Source organism: Phyllobacterium calauticae, from assembly GCF_019991125.1.
In the GTDB taxonomy this organism is placed as follows: Bacteria; Pseudomonadota; Alphaproteobacteria; order Rhizobiales; family Rhizobiaceae; genus Phyllobacterium; species Phyllobacterium calauticae.
The window spans coordinates 84,056-100,610 of sequence record NZ_JAGENB010000009.1 but is presented as its reverse complement, the minus strand read 5'-3'; the positions used below and the strand labels follow the sequence as shown (position 1 = coordinate 100,610).

The window sequence follows — 16,555 nt, the reverse complement described above, 5'->3', positions numbered from 1 at the left end:
TGTTCAACGCTTGGCGTTGAAACCTTTGGGGTGACGTAGTTCATAAAGGGCCTCTTTCACCGGATCCGGATAAAGGGATGAGAAGTCGAGATCGCGCCGGACAAACACCATGATCTGGGTGCCCTGATCGACATGAATGGTCGGCGGTATGTTGATTGAATCCTTCAGCGCCTGGTTGGCCATGTCGGACATAGTTTGCGAGATCGTCTGCTGCGCCTGGGTTGCGCCATTGTTGTTCGAGCCATTGGATCCGGGCCCGGCATTGGACGATCCGTTGGAGTTAAGGCCGGCAATGAATGACGAGACGCCGCCAACGAGCGAGAGGACGGCGGATGCACCGAACCGCTCGAGGTAATGTTTGTCGACGAACCCGGCGACCCCGGAACGGCCAAGATCATCCGTCCCATAGGAGCCGAGCGATACGGAGGTGCCGTCAGCGCGCAGCGCCCGTGTCCAGACGATCAGGATCCGTGTCTGACCGCGTGACAAGCCGCTGCGATATTCGCCTGTCAGCATGGTGCCTTTTGGCAGCAATACGCGGCGGCCGTCGAATGAATAAATGTCAGACGAGATCACCGCGCGAACCATGCCGGGCAAATCCGACTGGATAGCTGTTTCGAGAATGCCCCGGATCAAAGTGCCCTGCGGGATCAACGCGTCAATCCGGTGGTTTTGCGTGGCTTTCACCAACTCGACGTCCTGCGCTGAGGTCCGGCCGAGAAACCGCCTGTTGGCATCCTCGTCCGGTTCCATGCCGGCAGAAGATCCGCCGGCGCTGTCACCTCCGAGTGACCCGCCAGATTGACCAACCGATCCGTCAACGACGAGCATATTGGAGCGAAGCCGCTCCAGGCGGCGCGCTTCTTCCTCGCGTCGCAGCCGTTCGGCCTCTTCCGCGGCACGGCGCGCAGCGCCGTCATCAATCTGTACGACAGGAGGCGCCATGACTGGCGCAACAACAGGTTCCGGCGCGGGAGGTGGAGGCGCAATAACCAGCCTGTTGTCCGCAGGTTCCGATGGCACGCTGAACGACAGGTTCGGTGCCGAGCTCGCAGTCCGGAATTCCTCATCCGTGGTCAGATCGGTCCGCGCCGATGGCTTCAGGTACGAGATATAACCGGCATAACCGAGCGCACCAATGGCCACGGTGACCAGGAGACCGGCAACAAGCGGATTCGAGCGCCCGTTGCCTTTCACAGCGACGGTCTCGCCAATACTCGCTTCCCGTTCAAAATCAATCGTCATGGCCAAAGTCCCCGATCGTGGCATTCATCTTTTCTGAATTCATTACCGGCACTGACCCAATCGCTGTGCGGCAGATCGCTTGAGGCCAGTGCCGGTCTCCCCGTCGCCGCTTCATCTCGACGGCAAGGAAATAGCTGTCATGCGCATCCTGTCTGGCATCATAGGTATCTGTATCGAGGGGCATGGTGGGGTTGGGATTATCGGTCATAGGAGCGGCCTCCCACACTGCTTGAAGCGACGGCGCGCTTTCCGGTTAGCTTCATGTTGAAGACGCAGGTGACCACCTTGCCGCTGCGTAAGGTCCACTGCCGGCTGACTTTATCAACGACGATGTAATTGCCTTCGCGCCGGTAATTGACGAGCGTTTCGCTGCCGTCTGACTTGACGGCAAAGATGCCAGGCACTTCGCCCGAAAACTCGAAAAACGTCTTGGTGCCGTCATCGGCAACGGAGACGGGCTTGTTTTCCTTGTCGCCTTTGTAACCGTAGTCGTAATTGACCTTGAGTGGATCCGAGAGCGCTGCCCGCACATTCGGCATGGCGGCATTGAGCTTGGCCTGCGCCATGAGTCGCGCATCCGCTTCATCATCCGGATAGGTGAAGCGCAGCTTGATGACGGCGGTTCTTGAATTGCCGACTGGAGCTCCCTTCATCATGAAATTGTAGACGCGCTTCGACGTGACGACATTCATGTTGGTGACGGCATTGGGCTCCAATGGTTTGATGAACAGGAATTTCTTCGATTGATCGGGAACGGCCTGCCAGCTCTGGCTGTCGCCCATGGCAACCGTTGCAATCGCCTCGTCATCGTTAAAGACGACCATGGTCGAGACGCCCATCATCCCCGACAGGAAAATGATGTTGTCCTTCTGGTAGGTCACAGTACGGATCCGCTCATCGGCCTTGACTGATTTCGGGGTGCTTTCCGCAAACGCTGAATTGCCGGCATATCCTACGACCGCGCAGAACACGCCGCACAGTAATGCCGTACGAGTGCGTGCCTTCATGGCTTCACCTCGCGAACGTCGGGCGTAATTGTTTCTTGGTCGCGGCGGTACTCTGTCACCTGAAATCCAAGAGGATTGTCAAAGCGCCAATCGTTGCGCATGGGTTCCGATGTGTAACGGAAACGCACATTGGCGACCCAATGCTCGATGACCGTCCCTTGCACGCTTGCGCGGGTGGTCGAGAACCGGGCCGCCGCCGTCTTGTCGTTGAGAAAGATGATGCTCTTGATCTGCACCGAAACAATAGCGTTCGGACCGAATGTTTTCATCGGATTGTTCGGATTCGATCCGGAATAGAGCCCAGCAAGATCTTGCGCGGCCTTGCCCGTCGAATAAAGCGAGGCCAGTTCAAAATTGTCGCGCAATCCCTTTGGATCATAGGTTTCACGCGCTCTGATAAAGCGGACGATATTGGCTCGGGTGACTGCCTCATTTTGCGTCAGGTCGCCGCCAGCCCGCAGTGGCTGGCTCGCCTCGACATAGCCAGTTGTCTTGTCCACCTCGAGGACAACGACATCGAAAGATTTCAACGGTAGCATCACCCAGAGCAGGCCAATCGCGGCCGCCGATGTTGCGCCCATGCAAATAGCGACCGTGCGCCACACACCGCGCGAAATCGCAACGGAGCGATAAACTGATTTCTCCCAGCGTTCTCCGTCAGCATAGTATTTATGATCGATCACAGCTGGTTCATGTGTGGACATAGTTTCCCCGCTCAATTCGGTCGTTCCTTCAATCAATGTCATCGACGTGCATTCCTTGCTGCGGCCTGGACTTGGGCGAGCGAAGCATCTGCCGCGTGAAGACTGGCCGACGGTCCACCATCTCCATTAAGGCGCCCTTGCAGGGCAGCAACGCGATCGCTTCCGAAGCGGCCTATTGCTCTTGCGGTATCGCGGATGCCCGTATTGCCACGATCCAGACGAGCACCACCGGAGATGCCGTGAGCCAGATGGAGTGATTGTTTCAGCACCAACGCAGTAATGACGCACATCAACAGGAATGGTGCGATTACAGTCATGGCGGTATCGGCGGTCATGCCCTGAACACCGGACAATGTGTCTTGCAAAAGGAGCAGCATCACGCCGAGCAGCGCGTAAACGATGATGGGCAACAGCGCATATTGCGCAAGCGATCGCATCCAGCCGTCAGTGATGTGCGACGTAAAGTTGAAGATGGCAAAACAAAGAATAATCGGCCCGATCGCCAGCAACGTGAACATCGTCATCTTGCCGATCATCAAAAGGACGACTGCGATGGCGATTAGTGCGCCGACGACCGCCATGACGAAAATGGCGAGGATCATCAGGCCAACACCTGTCCAGCCCCCGGCTGACGAAATGGTCTTCGACGCTTCCAGTCCTGCCGTCCAGATATCCGTCAAGCCTTGGCTCATGGATGAGCTACTGGACCCGCATGTTGTTCCGCCCGCCGCCTGACACACCAGTGTCGCCATCGCATTGGGAGCTTCTATCAACGGCGTGACAATCAGAGGTTGATAAGTTCCCCAGGAAAAGATGAAAGCATAGATGAAGATGAGCTTGCCAAACCGCCAGACAAAAGCACCGGCAGTCATCTGTGCCCGGCCGAAAAGCATTTCATAGCCCCACCAGACGACAAAGCAGGTCATACCAGCAAGATATACGGGCAACAGCGCTGTGCTCAGCGTATTGTAGAGGTTCTGCACCATTGCGGTGCCCATGCTATCGACCTTGCCGAAGAGGCTCGCAAAGATGTCGTTGTTGAGTGTCGGACCAGCCATTTTTTAATTCTCCGGAATGACTGAATCGGGTGGGACCAGTGCAGCTGGCATCGCCGGCAGCGGGTTGACGTCAAGCATTGCTCCGCAGCCCATCGAGGCGAATGCCGATCCGGACCAATATGAATAAGGCTGCAATCCCGCCGAACACGGAGCTTTCAGTTCCTTGTGACCGGCACATGCTGGCAGGACCAACAAAGCAAGACCGGCAACGAGGACCGCGATGAGATGATCTGGACGGCAGATTCTGGTCATGGCTTCACCAACCGCGCCTTTGACGGGTCATAGTCCATGATCTTCTTCGTCTTGTCGGCGACGGCCTTATCTGCATCAATTGATTGCTGACGAAGAGACACATCTTCTTTGAGCACGCTGGAGACGTCCGTCAGCGCATAAGCCAGCAACAGGAGTGCACCCGTCAGAAGCAGGATCACTTTCCACTGACCGAGAAGCTTAAGAAAATTCATCATGGTGCGACGAACCTCGCCTTGGAAGCGTCGTAGCTCATGATCTTGGCCGACTGGGCCTGTGCCGCGAGTTCCTGCATCTGCTGCGCATTCAAAGCCGCATTGCCCGCATTCATGACGCCGATCAGTTCATTGACAGTCTGTGCTGTCTGGGTCTGCAGCTGAGAATTCTGATCGATGGAGCCCTTGATATCGGGGGCTGTGCCGATCAGTTGCCCGGCCTGCTGGAACGCTTGGCTACGCTGGCGTGCGCTCGATTGCGTACCGGATATCATGCCCTGCAGGGCCGACGCCGTATTCACAGCACTCTGATAGGCCCTGTCCGACCCAGAGAAGCTTCCCGAGTCCGACTTGCCTGAAAGCGACTTCACCAGATTGAGCGCGTTCAAAATGGTCGCAGCCGTTTTCCCGAACTCGCCAAGATTGCCCCAGGACATCTGCCCCCCCATCAGTGACCCAAAGTCAGGGGCGCCACCCATCGAAAACCCGGAGCCGAGTGCCGCATTGGCAATGTTCGACGTGGACCGGTTACCCGTTACGGCTTCCAATGTCTTGTTGACCGTATCGAGGATATTGCTGTTCGACTTCATTATCTCGGACGTATGCGCGGCTGTTTTAGTCGCCTGTTCGAGCGTCGCATCGTCCTTGACCGGCACTTGCGCATTGGCCGTGCCCGCCAATGTCAGCGCACCGATGAGGACGCTAGCGCCGATGCCGATGTTGCGACAAAGAGAAGTTGTCTTGCGTTGCATGATCAGTTTCCTTGGCTCGGGGTTGAACTTGGATTTGTCAGCGCGTTTTTCGCGGCCTCCGCCTGAAGCCGCGCCAATTCCTTTTGAATGGCATCGAGGTCGGTAGTGCCGGTTGAAACATTCTCAGAATTGTCGGACTTGACCTTGCCATCATCGACAAGCCGTACCTTTGACTTGTCGTAGTTCATGATATTGGCGGTCGCGCTTGCCGCCGCCGTTTGGTCGAGCAATTGCTGGTTTTGCAGCTGAAGCCGTGTCGTGCCGCCCTGCACCGCTTGTCCCCATAATCCCGCTTCGGACAGACGGCCGGATGAATTCTGTTCAAACGCGCCTTGAATGGAGTTGACAGAACCGATGGCCTGACCTTGGTTAGCCAAGCCGCTTTGGTTCTGCTCGATGGCGGCGCTGACAGCGCTAAGGGCACCTATCACCTGGCCGGCATTGTTGGATTTCAGGGCAGCCACGCCGCCCACGACTGCCATGATGCCGGCAAGATCCACACCGCCAACACTCGTGCCGCTGAGAGCGCCACCCATGATGTTACCGCCGCCCGATTGTGACAGTGATCCGCCGCCGCCCTGGTCCGCAAAGCTTCCCCGAACCCCATTGGTCGGGCTTTCTGTCCGCTTCTTGTAGGTCCGGGCCCGTTCCATGCAGACCTGCGTGTTGGATTCTTTGCCCGTTCGATCCGCGTCATTGGTGGGAACTTGGGCGAAAGCCGGAAGCGACAGGCAAACGAACAGACTTGCAGTACTGAAACGCAGATTCATTGTCATGCTTCAGTCCTCCATCGGCAAAAATAAGGGAGCCAGTTCTCAGGGGCATCGCCATGGCGTTCGCGCAACTCCGCACACTCGGTAACGCTGGCTTCGTTACCTGAGAGTACCTTGACGAAATCGAGCATCTGGGAGAGATCGAGCGTGGCAATCACGCTATCGTGGTCATGCTTGATGAGGAATTGCCGCGCCTCTGGAGGAGTATTGAGAATCCAATCGTACTCAGCGCGCGATAGTTTGAAGCCATCGATATAGCTTTCAACATCGGCCCGCGGATTTGGAAAGAAGATGTTTGTTGGCGTCTGCTCAAGCAGCGTGTGCGCCATCTTCGATGACACAATATCTTTGGCCGACTGCGTACCAAAACCGACAATACCGTTAAGTTTGCGGATGGTTTTCAGTTTATCGGTGACAAACCCGGAGAACTTATCGTCATTGAGGATCTTCCAGCCCTCATCAATGAACAGCATCATCGGCGTCTTGCCGTCCAGCATGCCCTCAATGCGATGGAAGATGTAGCCGAGTGCCGCCGTCCGGATATCGGGATCGTCCAGGACCTTGGTCAGGTCAAAACCAAATATCCCCTTGTCATCGTCCCAGAGGTCGGCAGGATTGTTGAACAGCCAGCCGCGTGTGTCGCACCAGATATCAAATCGTGATGCAAGATCGTCGTGTCCGGCTTGCTCGCCGCCACGCAGAAGATGAGAAACTTCGGAGAATTTCCGCTCATGCACAGGGATCTGGAAAATCTGCTGGACCGCAGACTCCAAAATTTTCTCCTGTTCAGCTGATAGGTCCGTGCGTCCGTCCCTCGGGCGCACAAGATAGCGGAGCAGATTGAGCACGAAATCCCGATCGCTGGGACTTCCCTCAAGCTGCAGCGGATTGAAGCCGGTAGGAATCCCTGGCTCCAAAACCTCGTATTGGCCACCCATCGCCCGAATGAAGACATCGGCCCCGCGGTCCTTGTCGAAGAAGGCGCAGCGAGGTTGCGGATGTATCCGCATCGCCTGTGCCATCAGGAAAGACAGACCGACCGTTTTGCCTGATCCTGTTGGACCGGTCACCGTGAAGTTGCCGACCTGGCGCCGATGGAAATTGAAAAAGTATGGTGTCATCGAAGTCGTCTGCAGCAGGGCTATTGCCGGCCCCCAATGGTTGCCTTCACGCTTGCCCACGGCAAAGTTATGGAACGATGCGAGGCCACAGAAATTGCGAGATGAAATCATGGCCCGGCGAGCAATGTATGCGAAATTACCGGGCAGCTGTGCCCAGAAGGCTGGCTCAGCATTCAAATCTTCCCGAACGGAAACCATGCCGGTATTCTGAATTTCCTTGGTTACCGCCTGGACGCAGGTCTCCAATTCCTTCAAGCTGTCGCCGATCGCCATAACCGTCAGATGGTGATACCCCATGACCGCACGGCCGTTGACGATCTCGTCACGCGCCGTATTAATGGCCTGTTCAAGAGATGTCCCGGCCTCGTCTGAAGCGGCGATCTGGCGTTCGATCTTGGCGATTTCGGCCATGACCGGGGCGCGATCCTGCAAGGCGAACGATTGCGTAGCGATGAATTCACCCGGTATCTTCAACAGGCCGTCGAGTACACCTGAGACTGTCCAGGAGGTGTATTCGCGCACGGATACCATCGATCCGAAGCGTGTTTCCCGATCTACAGCACCGCGCAACTCAAGTTGTTTTTTGCCAAAAGTGATGCGCCGTGTTGGCAGATATTCGTCAAACCCCATGCGAGGCAGAAGCATAGGAATTTCCTGTGCGCCATTGAGGAGCTGCGCCAGGAATTCAAGCGGCTGTGAAAATACGCTGCCTTTGCGTTCGACCACGGTCAGGATGCGCGCCCCGTATTCGGCCATATCTTTTTGAATATTGGCGACCTGTTCGCGTAGTTCCTGTCTGGCTTCGCGATCGAGGACATCGGCAGAAACACCGGCGGCCTTGCGAAAGCGTGATACAAAAGCGTCCGCGAAGCCAACTTTTCCCTGAAATCCTCGGCGTATGATCGTCAGATAGAGATCATTCACATACATGCGTTTTTCGGAGAGGCCGTACATGTATCGGTCATTCAATTCGCGGCAGAACGGATTAGTGAAGGATCCAGTCGTTTGAGGATGAATGCGCCGCCTGATTATGTGGCTGTAGACGGCATATCGGCTGTCGCTGAGTGAACGCATCAAGGTGTTGCGCACATTCGCCTTCATATCGATTTCGATTTGATCTGCTGTCTGGTGGCAGAAACCATCAATCTTGATGACTGACAGGATCATTCCGTCCTTGGTGCGAAGTGTGTTTTCGTCAACGTGCCGTACGTAAGGTACGTGAGAAGAGACCTTCTTCTCACGTGCGGCAATTGCACCAAATTCCAGTGAACTACGAACAGCACGTTGTATCGCCATTTTATTCCTCAATGCGTGTAGGAATTGCCGCCCCAGAAACCGCGATTGCGGGTTCCGGCACATTTTGAAAGCCGAACACGGATGATATCGACAAGCCGGACATCCTTGATCGTCAGCACGTAGGAAGCCGCGTGCATCGGGAGGATGAGCAGGAACATCAGAAGATTTTTGGTGTTGAGAAAGACCATCAACACGAGAACGATTTCTGCCACGAACAGGCCCCAGGGAATTCCCCACAGCATGCGTGGCCGTGTCAGGCCAAGGACGAGCGGGACAGCTTGCGGCTTTTCCTGGTCGGTATTTTCCATACTCATGGGTTAATTACCGATCCCGCCAGAGATTGAAGATACGAGTTGCGCACCGCCGAAAATAAAGGCGACGCCGACAACAATGGAAAACAGCCATGACCAGGGAACCCGGCTCGTCAGGGCAAGATAGCCAACAGCGCCAACAGCGATCGTCGCTGCCGTCGTTGCAAATGTTCCGGTCATGAATGTGAGAACCTGCTGGAACACATTATTGATTGGCTGGAACACAGCACCGCCACTGCCGGCGGCAGCTGAAATCTCTGGATTTCCCGCCACTGCAAAAGCGATCATCAGTGCAGCGCAGCTTACATTCATAACGCGGGTTTTATGGATGAATTTCATGCTTTCTCTCCTATTGAACATAGAGGACCGATCCACCAATCCATTGCTGGCGTCCTGCCTGCCCCCCGGATTTGGTTGTCGCGGTTTGTTGTTGGTTGATTGGAATCGGAGATCCATCGCTGACTGTCTGAACCGGAAGTTCAGTCACTCCAGACGACAGGTGTCCCATATTGTTGGGTGCAACATTTGATTTGGCGCGCTTGCCGCCTTTCAGCGTATTGTCAAAGCCGTAATAGGCATTCGTGACGCGAGCCGTGTAGTTGACCGTCTCGGAGATCGAAGGAATGCCGCCCGTCTTCAGCACGCGGTCCTCGCCAGAATTATAAGCCGCGACCATCAGCATGATGTTGCCGCCAAATGTAACGTTGAGGTCATTCAGGAAGGCGATGCCACCACGGATGTTCTGCGCTGCATCGCATATATCGGTGACGCCATAGTGCGCCGCTGTGGCAGGCATCAGTTGCATGATCCCGCGCGCGCCGGCACTGGAATTAACATTCGCGCCAAAACCGGATTCTTGGTCGGCAATCGCCAGTGCAAGTTTGGGGTCGGCCTTTTGCCGCTCTGCCTCGGTCTCGATCATGGACTTTACGGTCGCAAGGTCAATTTCGCTGTCTTGGCAGCGCCCAGCCGATTTAGGTGAAATGTCCGAAGTGCCTGACATGATAGAGCGAACAGCTGGCTGAGGCACTACGTTGCCCGCCTGGCCCTTTGGCGAGGCAGTTACAGGAGACATCGGCATAATTATATTCGCTTGCGGATGCGAAGCCTCCGATGCGCTCAGAGTAGAAGCCTCGATAACCCTTTTCGTGATCAAATCGGAGTTTTGATCTTCGATGACAGAAACTGGGACCGGGGAACTGTCGGGGATCATAGCCGTCGACGCTGCTAAAGCAGAACCGCTCATTGCCAACGCTGTTGCTCCGATAGCCCACCCCGATCGAACCATATTGCCTTCCTCACCTATTAATTCTACAAAAAGGTTATGTATCAGCCTAATTCTATTGGCGGATATTGCCCTAAGGTGTCTGTGTGATCCGCATGATAACGTCGGATTGCCAAACATTGACGAAGTTCATTATCATATATATATTGAAATATAATCCTAGCAACAGATATTTTTGGCATCAAATGAGGGATCACATGAAAATACTGGGTAGTGGCTTATTGGCATCGATTGGTGCGGCAGGCCTAATGCTGACGGCGAGTGTTCCATCCCAGGCAGCCGACGCCTCATGGGGCTGTCAGGTACTTCTCTGCGCCGCCTCTGAAACTCCGTCATGGCACGGTGTGCCCTACTGCGTTCCACCGATGCAAAAGCTGATCGCAGCGATGTCGCTCCCCGGTTTCTCCTGGCCAATTTGCAAAGAGGGTAACGCGGGTAAACCTGGACTGGAGCCTTACGAGCCTTGCCCTGAGGGGTGGTCCCCAACCAGCTCAGATACCTCAAGCGGGCATGGATCAAATTCAGCGCAAAATGTCTGTACGCGCAATCTGGGAAGCTGCGGATCTAAGGCAGCTCGCGATGCAGCAAAAGCGTCGAGCGAGGGTATCGCGACGAGAGAAGTTTATTCAGATAGCGGCCACAACGGATCGTCTTGTGAGCTCATACAGACCCAAGAGCGGAAAGTTCGTACCAAGCCTTATTACTTCGACATTCCGAACAGTAAGGGCGTTAAACAACGCTTTTGGTTTGATTTGAACAAGTAGGCATCGGTCCGGACGAAAGTTCAAGAAAAACAGTAACATGATCACCACGGTAGGTACCATCCAGATCGTAAAAATGCTACTTGGGCCTTGCGAAAAAGGAGCTGTCCACCATGCGTAATGATGAAATTGAGAAGCAAATTCGAGACGTATACTATTTCGATCCGGTCATGCCTTACGGGCCTCAAGGGGCTGGACCGGTTGGACCGGCAATACTTTTATTGGGCGCGTTGGCGACGGCCGGACTTTGGGTCAATGCTCTCGTCCAATGGGTTATGGCTGTCACTTCCGATCCAATCACACGGCCCTATGAAACAGTCATCATCGCCGTAATGGGCTGCATCGCCGCGTATTTTGCCTGGCGCACCGTGCGTATGGCCTATCTCATGACCTGCGCACTGTGTTTTCTCACCTATGACAGCGGTCGCAAGATCCTGCATTATCTCCAAAGGAAACTACGATGAATCCAAGGTTTCGATTAATAATGTCGGCGATCCTGATCTCGACAAGCATTCCAACCCTGCCTGCACACGCCGACGACGGTTACAAACTCAATCTCCAGCTCACCACTAAGAACGCCAGCGAAGATCCCGACAAAGTATGGGATACGCAGGATCTGGTCGCGTATGGAAATCCACCTCGCCATCCAGACATCTATACGGCTCGTATTATAACGCCGTCGGGTGAGTGGTTGTTGTCGCAGACGTCAGGCGATTGCAATATGCAGACCATGTGCACGACATTGCTTGTCCACAAGTCAAGCGATGGCCAAACAACGGTGGTCGCCAACCCTCAAGTTATGCTTGGCGGAACCGCAATCCTTTCTCTGAACTACAAAAAGATCACGACACAGGAATTGGATGAGGCTGCTAAGCCCTTCACCGGTACCTATGATGTGAAGACCAGCAAATGATCAAAATCAGCTCCATTTTCGCAAATGCTGGTTTTCTCCTGGCCATGACAAGTACGATTGCCTTTGCAGGCGAAAGCGCGATCAGTCTGATGCGCGCCGGTATGCCGAGCAACTGCGCCGAGTACGCGGAGAATGTTTCCAAAAGCGAGGGAAGCTTTTCCAGCGTCTCTCCAGTCGTGAATGGTGTGACCTGTTACGGCGCATTCCAGTTCTGCAATAGCGGCACATTCCAGGAATTCTATAACGGCACACCACAACAGTTTCTCAATGATCCGTCCGCTCAGGTCGCAGCATGGATACCCTACCAACAGAGAGAATGGGCCAAGGCCCAGAGAAACGGCATGACTTCCGCCATAGGAAAGGAAGTCTGTTACAAGGGAACCTGTGCCAACGTTACACAGTCATCAATCCTGAAGGCCTGCCAGTTCGGATGCGGCAAAGGCGGAAAGCTTGACAATCTTGTAAAGAGTGGAATGGATTGCAACGCGCCTGGAACCGCCGACGGTGCCGGAACAAGTGTGTGCAAATATCTGGTGTCTGGAGCTGGGTATGATGTCAGTTGCATCACTAATTCGAGCGATGGCACAAATTGCATTGCGCTGGCGAAGCCATAACTCGTCCGAGGGACGACTTGTCCGCCCTCTCAGCCCGTAACCATCTATAATCTGCAACGTGGAGTATGCAAATTGAAGCGATCATTCACAATTGCTGCCCTATGTGTGGCACTCACCTCTGTCTCATCCCACGCACAGGAGACAGAAGGCCCAAAGACCAATGGTTCCGCTCAAGTGTTCCGGATCCCTGAGAGCAATGTATCGTTCCTCACTGGTGATACCTGGCAGCAAGGCAAACAAAAACTTCGCCTCTATGGCATCCAGTCCTGCATCCGTGGAACGATCTACACAGACAAGTCTGGTTTGAAGCAAGATTGTGGAACGGTTTCGCTCGCAATGCTCGCAGCCATCATACGAGACACCAAACCCACCTGCTCGCCCATAGCGCAATTGCCTGCGGCCAAACCTGGCGAAGAACCAACAATACTCGTGGTATGTTCCTCCCACGTGGGAGATCAGTCTCTCGACCTTGGCACGGTCCTCATCACCCAGGGTTTTGCATTCGCGGCCTTTTCAAACGACGCTAAACCTGTCTACATGCCCTACCTTGTGGCAGAAGCCACGGCAAAGCAGTCTAAAGCGGGTCTATGGGCATATGCCGATATGCCTCATCCCAATCTGGTACTGTTTGGAGCGATGCAGAGCAAGACACAGAAGCCATGACAAAATCGAAGAATACAGAATACCTCGAAAAATGGCGGGCAGAATCTCTGGAACCAGGGCATATGGAGACCAAGTTGTTTATGCCGCGTGAAGACCATGAAAAAGTGGTCGCAATGGCACAAATGTTGGGAGCACGAATACCGGTTGTTCTCGGGCAACTCGTACTCGCCGGAATGGCAGCCATGGCCGGACGAAATACAAAGCCTATGGAGCCGATCGCCACGCCAGTTCCGCCCCAACCGACAGACCTTTCGATCCTGATCGAGATGATCGATAAATCGCGGTTTCATAAGGACACTGGTGCAGCCCGCTATCGACAGATCGCCTTTCTAAATCGCCTGGCGGCAGCAATATATCACGGTCAAAGACCGACGATTCAAAGCTTGGCCAGCAGTGTTGATTCACACTACTCGCAGCTTGAAATACTATCCAAGGCTTTGGAAAAACGTGGAGTAGTTGTTCGTCAGCACGTTCCCGGTTTGACCAAAAGCCGCTCGGGTAAGGTTCTTTACATTCGCGAGGACGCTATTGATGCCTTGAACAAAGCGCACCTTGATGAGGTAGGGTATCCACTGCTGCCGCTGGAAAATCACTTCGCCGATGTGCCCGCAGATAATTCATAAGAGCAGCCTTGTGCTGTTCGAGGCGATGCAGAGCAAGGTTCACAAACCATGACAAAGCCCAAGTATTCGGAATACCGTGAAAAATGGCGGGCAGAATCCATTGAGCCCGGGCATATGGAAACCAAATTGCTTATTGCTCGTGAGCACCACGAAAAAGTGGTTGCCATGGCGCAAACGCTAGGAGCACGAATACCTGTCGTATTCGGCCATTTAGTTGTAGCTGGTATGGCCGCCATGGCCGGCCGACCGCAAAAACCTATGGAACCTCTGTCCTCACCCGTGCCCCCACAGCAAACGGATTTGGCGATACTTAATAAGATGATAGATAAATCCCGTTTCGCGAAAGATACGGGTTCAGCTCGATATCGTCAGATCGCCTTTATTCATCGCTTGGCTGACGAGATATCCAGCGGTCGAAAACCGACAATCCAGAGCATGGCGAGCAGTGTGGATGCGCACTACACGCAGCTCTTGGTTTTGTCAAAAATGTTGGAAATGCGCGGGGTGATCATACGCCAACATGTTCCCGGATTGACCAATTCTCGCTCAGGTAAAGTGCTCCATATCCGCGAAGACGCCATTAACGCGCTGAACCAAGCCCACATTGATCAAGTCGGCTATCCGTTGCTGCTGCAGGAAAACAACGAGCCTGTGCGCTTGTGCTGAGATTGTTGTGATTCAAGGCCGGCGCTTCTTCAGCGCCATTTCAATTGTGCCCGATGCGGTCTTAGCTGTCATGTTGTCGGGATAGCCGGGAGGTGCGACGATCTTTCCCTGCTCGACATAGCGACGTATCAAATCGACCTGTTTCACCGAGGCCGCCGGCGCAACATAAGCCCCGCGCTCGTCTGTCTCTCGCGGACCAAGAAAGGCTCTGCAGGCTTCCGCTGACAAGAGCATGGCTTCGTCAATCGGCGCTGCGTCGCGCTTGGACTTCGAGCGCACGGCAAGGATCAAGTTTTCTGAAGGTTTGATGGGCACCGCGATAGCCAAGCTCGATAACTCTTGGACGAGCTGATCGTGGAATGCAGCAACCGCAGGCCGGTAGTGTTGCCTTCCATTGGCAATCAGATCCAGTTCTGCTTCGACGCGGCGGGTAAAGTCCAGCTCCATGAACGCAAAGCGGCCGGACATCATATCCACAACCGCTTCGCCTTTCTCAGTTGGCACAAGCATTTTCTGCCGGATCTTCGCGTATTCGCGATTCATGATTGTGCTCATGATCGTTGCATAGGTGGATGGCCGTCCGATCCCCTCGGACTCCATCTTCTTGATGAGCGAGGCCTGGGTGTATCTCTTGGGCGGCTTTGTCTCTGATGCCGTTAGTTTGCCCGCATCCACCAATAGCTCCTGTCCCACGACAAGCTCGGGGACCGGATTAATGCCGTCTTCGGTTTCTTTACCCTCATCGTCCATCTCTTCATCATGTGCGTGCAGTTTTGTCCAACCTGGTGCAATCAGTGTGCGGCCGCGGGCTTCGAATGACAGGGCTTGGCCATTTAGCGAAAATCCCCCGAGTATCGCTACCCTCACCGAATATCGCGCGTCCGGCAACTGAGAGACGATGGCTCGTATCCGAATTAATTTGTAGAGCGCCTGCTGCGGAACCGTCTCGCCGGCAACGGCAACATCCCAGTGTGTTGGTGTTATCCCCGGATGGCCGGCTTGAGCTCCGTCCTTTGCTGGGAAGGTCCGGCGCTGATCTATAACCTCCAAGCCAAGTTTTTCTGCCTCGATCTGAATGAGGGGAAAATCGTCATCGGTGATATTGGGATTATCTGTGCGGTGATAAGTGATATGCCCCTGCTCGTAGAGTGCTTGTGCGGCCGCCATAGAGGTTTCCGGATCCAGATCAAGCTCAACACTTGCCGCCTGTTGCATCGTCGACGTCATGAATGGTGGATGTGGCGAGCGTCGCGTCTCGCTTGATTGGCAGGACTGGACACGAACAATGCTGCAGCCGGCAACCGCCTGCGCGTACGCTCTGTCAAGAAAATGCGGCTGCTCTTCTGTAACGAAGCCTGGCTTCAGCTGCCATCTCGCGGTCCATGCCCTACCTGAGTTTTCGAATGTCAGTTCAACGCCGAAGTGATTGATCTTCCGGAAACCGCGAATGGCGCGCTCGCGATCGACAATGATCCGCACTGCAAGGCTCTGTACGCGGCCAGCAGTCAGCTTGGTCCCGTGGCGCCTGCTGATCTCTGGACTAACCATGTAGCCCACAAGCCGGTCCAGGACGCGGCGGGCCTCCTGTGCCGCCACCACCCGGACATCAATCAATCGAGGTGCTGCAACGGCTGCAAGAACTGCATCAGGAGTTATTGCATTGAATGTCACCCGTTTTGGATCTTTCAGGCTGAGAACTTCTTTCAGGTGCCAACTGATGCTTTCCCCTTCCCTGTCCGGATCGGTCGCAAGCAGCACCTCATCGGCCGAGGAGATGAGGTGTTTGATGCGATCAACAACGCTTTGGCCGCGTTCGGATAGGACGTATGTGGGACGAAAGTCGGGTGCTGATACGGCTATCTCATTTGTGGGCAAGTCGCGAACATGGCCAATACTGGCAACGATCTTATAGTCAGACCCGAGAATGGATGAGAGTTTTTGCACTTTGCCTGGCGATTCAATGATCACCAGCTTCATTCACCAGCCTCCGCTTTCCAGACTGCGATTTTTTGGTCTATCATCAGCCTGAACAAGCGTTTGGTTTCGACTGCTTCAGCATCAACAAGTTTTTCCCACCTTAGAAATCTATCTAAAAGTGAATGGCGATGTCGTTCGTTCAAATCGCCAAGTGCGAACATCACATCGGAGAAAGCGATCAAGGCTGCTTCCGAAACAAAGGACAGTTGGTTAGCTGCCAACCATGCAGGCTTGCGATCTTCTGATCGACGCTCGAAAGAAACGAGTGAGGCATGCGAGCGCGTCATTGCGGGCACTCCAATAGCTTGAGATGCATGATCAT

20 protein-coding genes are annotated in these 16,555 nt (G+C 54.5%); 6 read left to right on the top strand and 14 right to left on the bottom strand.

Annotation, left to right across the window (positions count from 1 at the left end; genetic code table 11):
- Positions 1–3: 3 nt before the first annotated feature.
- The 12 genes from virB10 to J1W56_RS22920 form a co-directional block, all read right to left on the bottom strand.
- On the bottom strand, positions 4–1,245 hold the full coding sequence (virB10, locus tag J1W56_RS22975) for a type IV secretion system protein VirB10 (RefSeq protein WP_223615615.1): 1,242 nt from the start codon (positions 1,243–1,245) through the stop codon (positions 4–6).
- Entirely contained in the window at positions 1,235–1,453 is a 219-nt protein-coding gene (locus J1W56_RS22970) for a hypothetical protein (RefSeq protein WP_223615614.1), read from the bottom strand. Before J1W56_RS22970 ends, virB10 begins: the two co-directional genes overlap by 11 nt.
- A complete protein-coding gene (gene virB9, locus J1W56_RS22965; protein ID WP_223615613.1) occupies positions 1,443–2,252 on the bottom strand; it encodes a P-type conjugative transfer protein VirB9 in 810 nt (269 codons plus the stop codon). The genes J1W56_RS22970 and virB9 overlap by 11 nt, the downstream gene beginning before the upstream one ends.
- Positions 2,249–2,998 carry a virB8 family protein gene (locus tag J1W56_RS22960; protein WP_223615612.1) on the bottom strand — a complete coding sequence of 250 codons (750 nt, stop codon included), beginning with the start codon at positions 2,996–2,998 and terminating at the stop codon, positions 2,249–2,251. The genes virB9 and J1W56_RS22960 overlap by 4 nt, the downstream gene beginning before the upstream one ends.
- Positions 2,995–4,014, bottom strand: a complete 1,020-nt coding sequence (locus tag J1W56_RS22955; RefSeq protein ID WP_223615611.1) for a type IV secretion system protein — start codon at positions 4,012–4,014, stop codon at positions 2,995–2,997. Before J1W56_RS22955 ends, J1W56_RS22960 begins: the two co-directional genes overlap by 4 nt.
- Positions 4,015–4,262: 248 nt before the next feature.
- On the bottom strand, positions 4,263–4,481 hold the full coding sequence (locus J1W56_RS22950) for a hypothetical protein (protein WP_223615610.1): 219 nt from the start codon (positions 4,479–4,481) through the stop codon (positions 4,263–4,265).
- Entirely contained in the window at positions 4,478–5,230 is a 753-nt protein-coding gene (locus J1W56_RS22945) for a type IV secretion system protein (protein ID WP_223615609.1), read from the bottom strand. Before J1W56_RS22945 ends, J1W56_RS22950 begins: the two co-directional genes overlap by 4 nt.
- A gap of 2 nt (positions 5,231–5,232) precedes the next feature.
- Positions 5,233–6,000 (bottom strand): hypothetical protein, encoded by a 768-nt coding sequence (locus J1W56_RS22940; RefSeq protein WP_223615608.1) that lies wholly within the window; start codon positions 5,998–6,000, stop codon positions 5,233–5,235.
- Positions 6,001–6,002: 2 nt separating this feature from the next.
- Positions 6,003–8,420, bottom strand: a complete 2,418-nt coding sequence (locus J1W56_RS22935) for a VirB4 family type IV secretion/conjugal transfer ATPase (protein WP_223615607.1) — start codon at positions 8,418–8,420, stop codon at positions 6,003–6,005.
- A gap of 8 nt (positions 8,421–8,428) precedes the next feature.
- Positions 8,429–8,734: a type IV secretion system protein VirB3 gene (locus J1W56_RS22930; RefSeq protein ID WP_223615606.1), complete on the bottom strand. Its 306-nt coding sequence runs from the start codon at positions 8,732–8,734 to the stop codon at positions 8,429–8,431.
- Between the two features lie 3 nt (positions 8,735–8,737).
- Positions 8,738–9,070, bottom strand: coding sequence for a TrbC/VirB2 family protein (locus tag J1W56_RS22925; protein WP_223615605.1), 333 nt, complete (start codon positions 9,068–9,070; stop codon positions 8,738–8,740).
- A 10-nt stretch (positions 9,071–9,080) separates the two neighbouring features.
- On the bottom strand, positions 9,081–9,977 hold the full coding sequence (locus tag J1W56_RS22920; protein WP_223615604.1) for a lytic transglycosylase domain-containing protein: 897 nt from the start codon (positions 9,975–9,977) through the stop codon (positions 9,081–9,083).
- A 913-nt stretch (positions 9,978–10,890) separates the two neighbouring features.
- Here J1W56_RS22920 and J1W56_RS22915 point away from each other — a divergent pair.
- The 6 genes from J1W56_RS22915 to J1W56_RS22890 all read left to right on the top strand — a co-directional run bounded on the left by J1W56_RS22915 (position 10,891) and on the right by J1W56_RS22890 (position 14,256).
- Entirely contained in the window at positions 10,891–11,241 is a 351-nt protein-coding gene (locus J1W56_RS22915; protein WP_223615603.1) for a hypothetical protein, read from the top strand.
- Complete coding sequence (locus tag J1W56_RS22910; RefSeq protein ID WP_223615602.1) at positions 11,238–11,690, top strand: hypothetical protein; 453 nt, start codon at positions 11,238–11,240, stop codon at positions 11,688–11,690. Before J1W56_RS22915 ends, J1W56_RS22910 begins: the two co-directional genes overlap by 4 nt.
- Positions 11,687–12,304 carry an acyltransferase gene (locus tag J1W56_RS22905; protein ID WP_223615601.1) on the top strand — a complete coding sequence of 206 codons (618 nt, stop codon included), beginning with the start codon at positions 11,687–11,689 and terminating at the stop codon, positions 12,302–12,304. Before J1W56_RS22910 ends, J1W56_RS22905 begins: the two co-directional genes overlap by 4 nt.
- 72 nt (positions 12,305–12,376) lie before the next feature.
- A complete protein-coding gene (locus tag J1W56_RS22900) occupies positions 12,377–12,967 on the top strand; it encodes a thermonuclease family protein (protein WP_223615600.1) in 591 nt (196 codons plus the stop codon).
- Positions 12,964–13,590, top strand: a complete 627-nt coding sequence (locus tag J1W56_RS22895; RefSeq protein ID WP_223615599.1) for a hypothetical protein — start codon at positions 12,964–12,966, stop codon at positions 13,588–13,590. Before J1W56_RS22900 ends, J1W56_RS22895 begins: the two co-directional genes overlap by 4 nt.
- 48 nt (positions 13,591–13,638) lie before the next feature.
- Positions 13,639–14,256, top strand: coding sequence for a hypothetical protein (locus J1W56_RS22890; RefSeq protein WP_223615598.1), 618 nt, complete (start codon positions 13,639–13,641; stop codon positions 14,254–14,256).
- A gap of 12 nt (positions 14,257–14,268) precedes the next feature.
- On the opposite strand, the gene topA is transcribed toward J1W56_RS22890, so the two are convergent.
- Both topA and J1W56_RS22880 read right to left on the bottom strand, forming a co-directional pair.
- A complete protein-coding gene (gene topA, locus J1W56_RS22885) occupies positions 14,269–16,233 on the bottom strand; it encodes a type I DNA topoisomerase (protein WP_223615597.1) in 1,965 nt (654 codons plus the stop codon).
- A complete protein-coding gene (locus J1W56_RS22880) occupies positions 16,230–16,520 on the bottom strand; it encodes a hypothetical protein (protein ID WP_223615596.1) in 291 nt (96 codons plus the stop codon). Before J1W56_RS22880 ends, topA begins: the two co-directional genes overlap by 4 nt.
- Positions 16,521–16,555: the final 35 nt, after the last annotated feature.

Bases quoted from the DNA above. Each gene is read 5' to 3' on its own strand.
- virB10 (WP_223615615.1), bottom strand. From the start codon at position 1,245: ATGACGATTGATTTTGAACGGGAAGCGAGTATTGGCGAGACCGTCGCT.
- J1W56_RS22970 (WP_223615614.1), bottom strand. From the start codon at position 1,453: ATGACCGATAATCCCAACCCCACCATGCCCCTCGATACAGATACCTAT.
- virB9 (WP_223615613.1), bottom strand. From the start codon at position 2,252: ATGAAGGCACGCACTCGTACGGCATTACTGTGCGGCGTGTTCTGCGCG.
- J1W56_RS22960 (WP_223615612.1), bottom strand. From the start codon at position 2,998: ATGACATTGATTGAAGGAACGACCGAATTGAGCGGGGAAACTATGTCC.
- J1W56_RS22955 (WP_223615611.1), bottom strand. From the start codon at position 4,014: ATGGCTGGTCCGACACTCAACAACGACATCTTTGCGAGCCTCTTCGGC.
- J1W56_RS22950 (WP_223615610.1), bottom strand. From the start codon at position 4,481: ATGATGAATTTTCTTAAGCTTCTCGGTCAGTGGAAAGTGATCCTGCTT.
- J1W56_RS22945 (WP_223615609.1), bottom strand. From the start codon at position 5,230: ATGCAACGCAAGACAACTTCTCTTTGTCGCAACATCGGCATCGGCGCT.
- J1W56_RS22940 (WP_223615608.1), bottom strand. From the start codon at position 6,000: ATGAATCTGCGTTTCAGTACTGCAAGTCTGTTCGTTTGCCTGTCGCTT.
- J1W56_RS22935 (WP_223615607.1), bottom strand. From the start codon at position 8,420: ATGGCGATACAACGTGCTGTTCGTAGTTCACTGGAATTTGGTGCAATT.
- J1W56_RS22930 (WP_223615606.1), bottom strand. From the start codon at position 8,734: ATGAGTATGGAAAATACCGACCAGGAAAAGCCGCAAGCTGTCCCGCTC.
- J1W56_RS22925 (WP_223615605.1), bottom strand. From the start codon at position 9,070: ATGAAATTCATCCATAAAACCCGCGTTATGAATGTAAGCTGCGCTGCA.
- J1W56_RS22920 (WP_223615604.1), bottom strand. From the start codon at position 9,977: ATGAGCGGTTCTGCTTTAGCAGCGTCGACGGCTATGATCCCCGACAGT.
- J1W56_RS22915 (WP_223615603.1), top strand. From the start codon at position 10,891: ATGCGTAATGATGAAATTGAGAAGCAAATTCGAGACGTATACTATTTC.
- J1W56_RS22910 (WP_223615602.1), top strand. From the start codon at position 11,238: ATGAATCCAAGGTTTCGATTAATAATGTCGGCGATCCTGATCTCGACA.
- J1W56_RS22905 (WP_223615601.1), top strand. From the start codon at position 11,687: ATGATCAAAATCAGCTCCATTTTCGCAAATGCTGGTTTTCTCCTGGCC.
- J1W56_RS22895 (WP_223615599.1), top strand. From the start codon at position 12,964: ATGACAAAATCGAAGAATACAGAATACCTCGAAAAATGGCGGGCAGAA.
- J1W56_RS22890 (WP_223615598.1), top strand. From the start codon at position 13,639: ATGACAAAGCCCAAGTATTCGGAATACCGTGAAAAATGGCGGGCAGAA.
- topA (WP_223615597.1), bottom strand. From the start codon at position 16,233: ATGAAGCTGGTGATCATTGAATCGCCAGGCAAAGTGCAAAAACTCTCA.
- J1W56_RS22880 (WP_223615596.1), bottom strand. From the start codon at position 16,520: ATGACGCGCTCGCATGCCTCACTCGTTTCTTTCGAGCGTCGATCAGAA.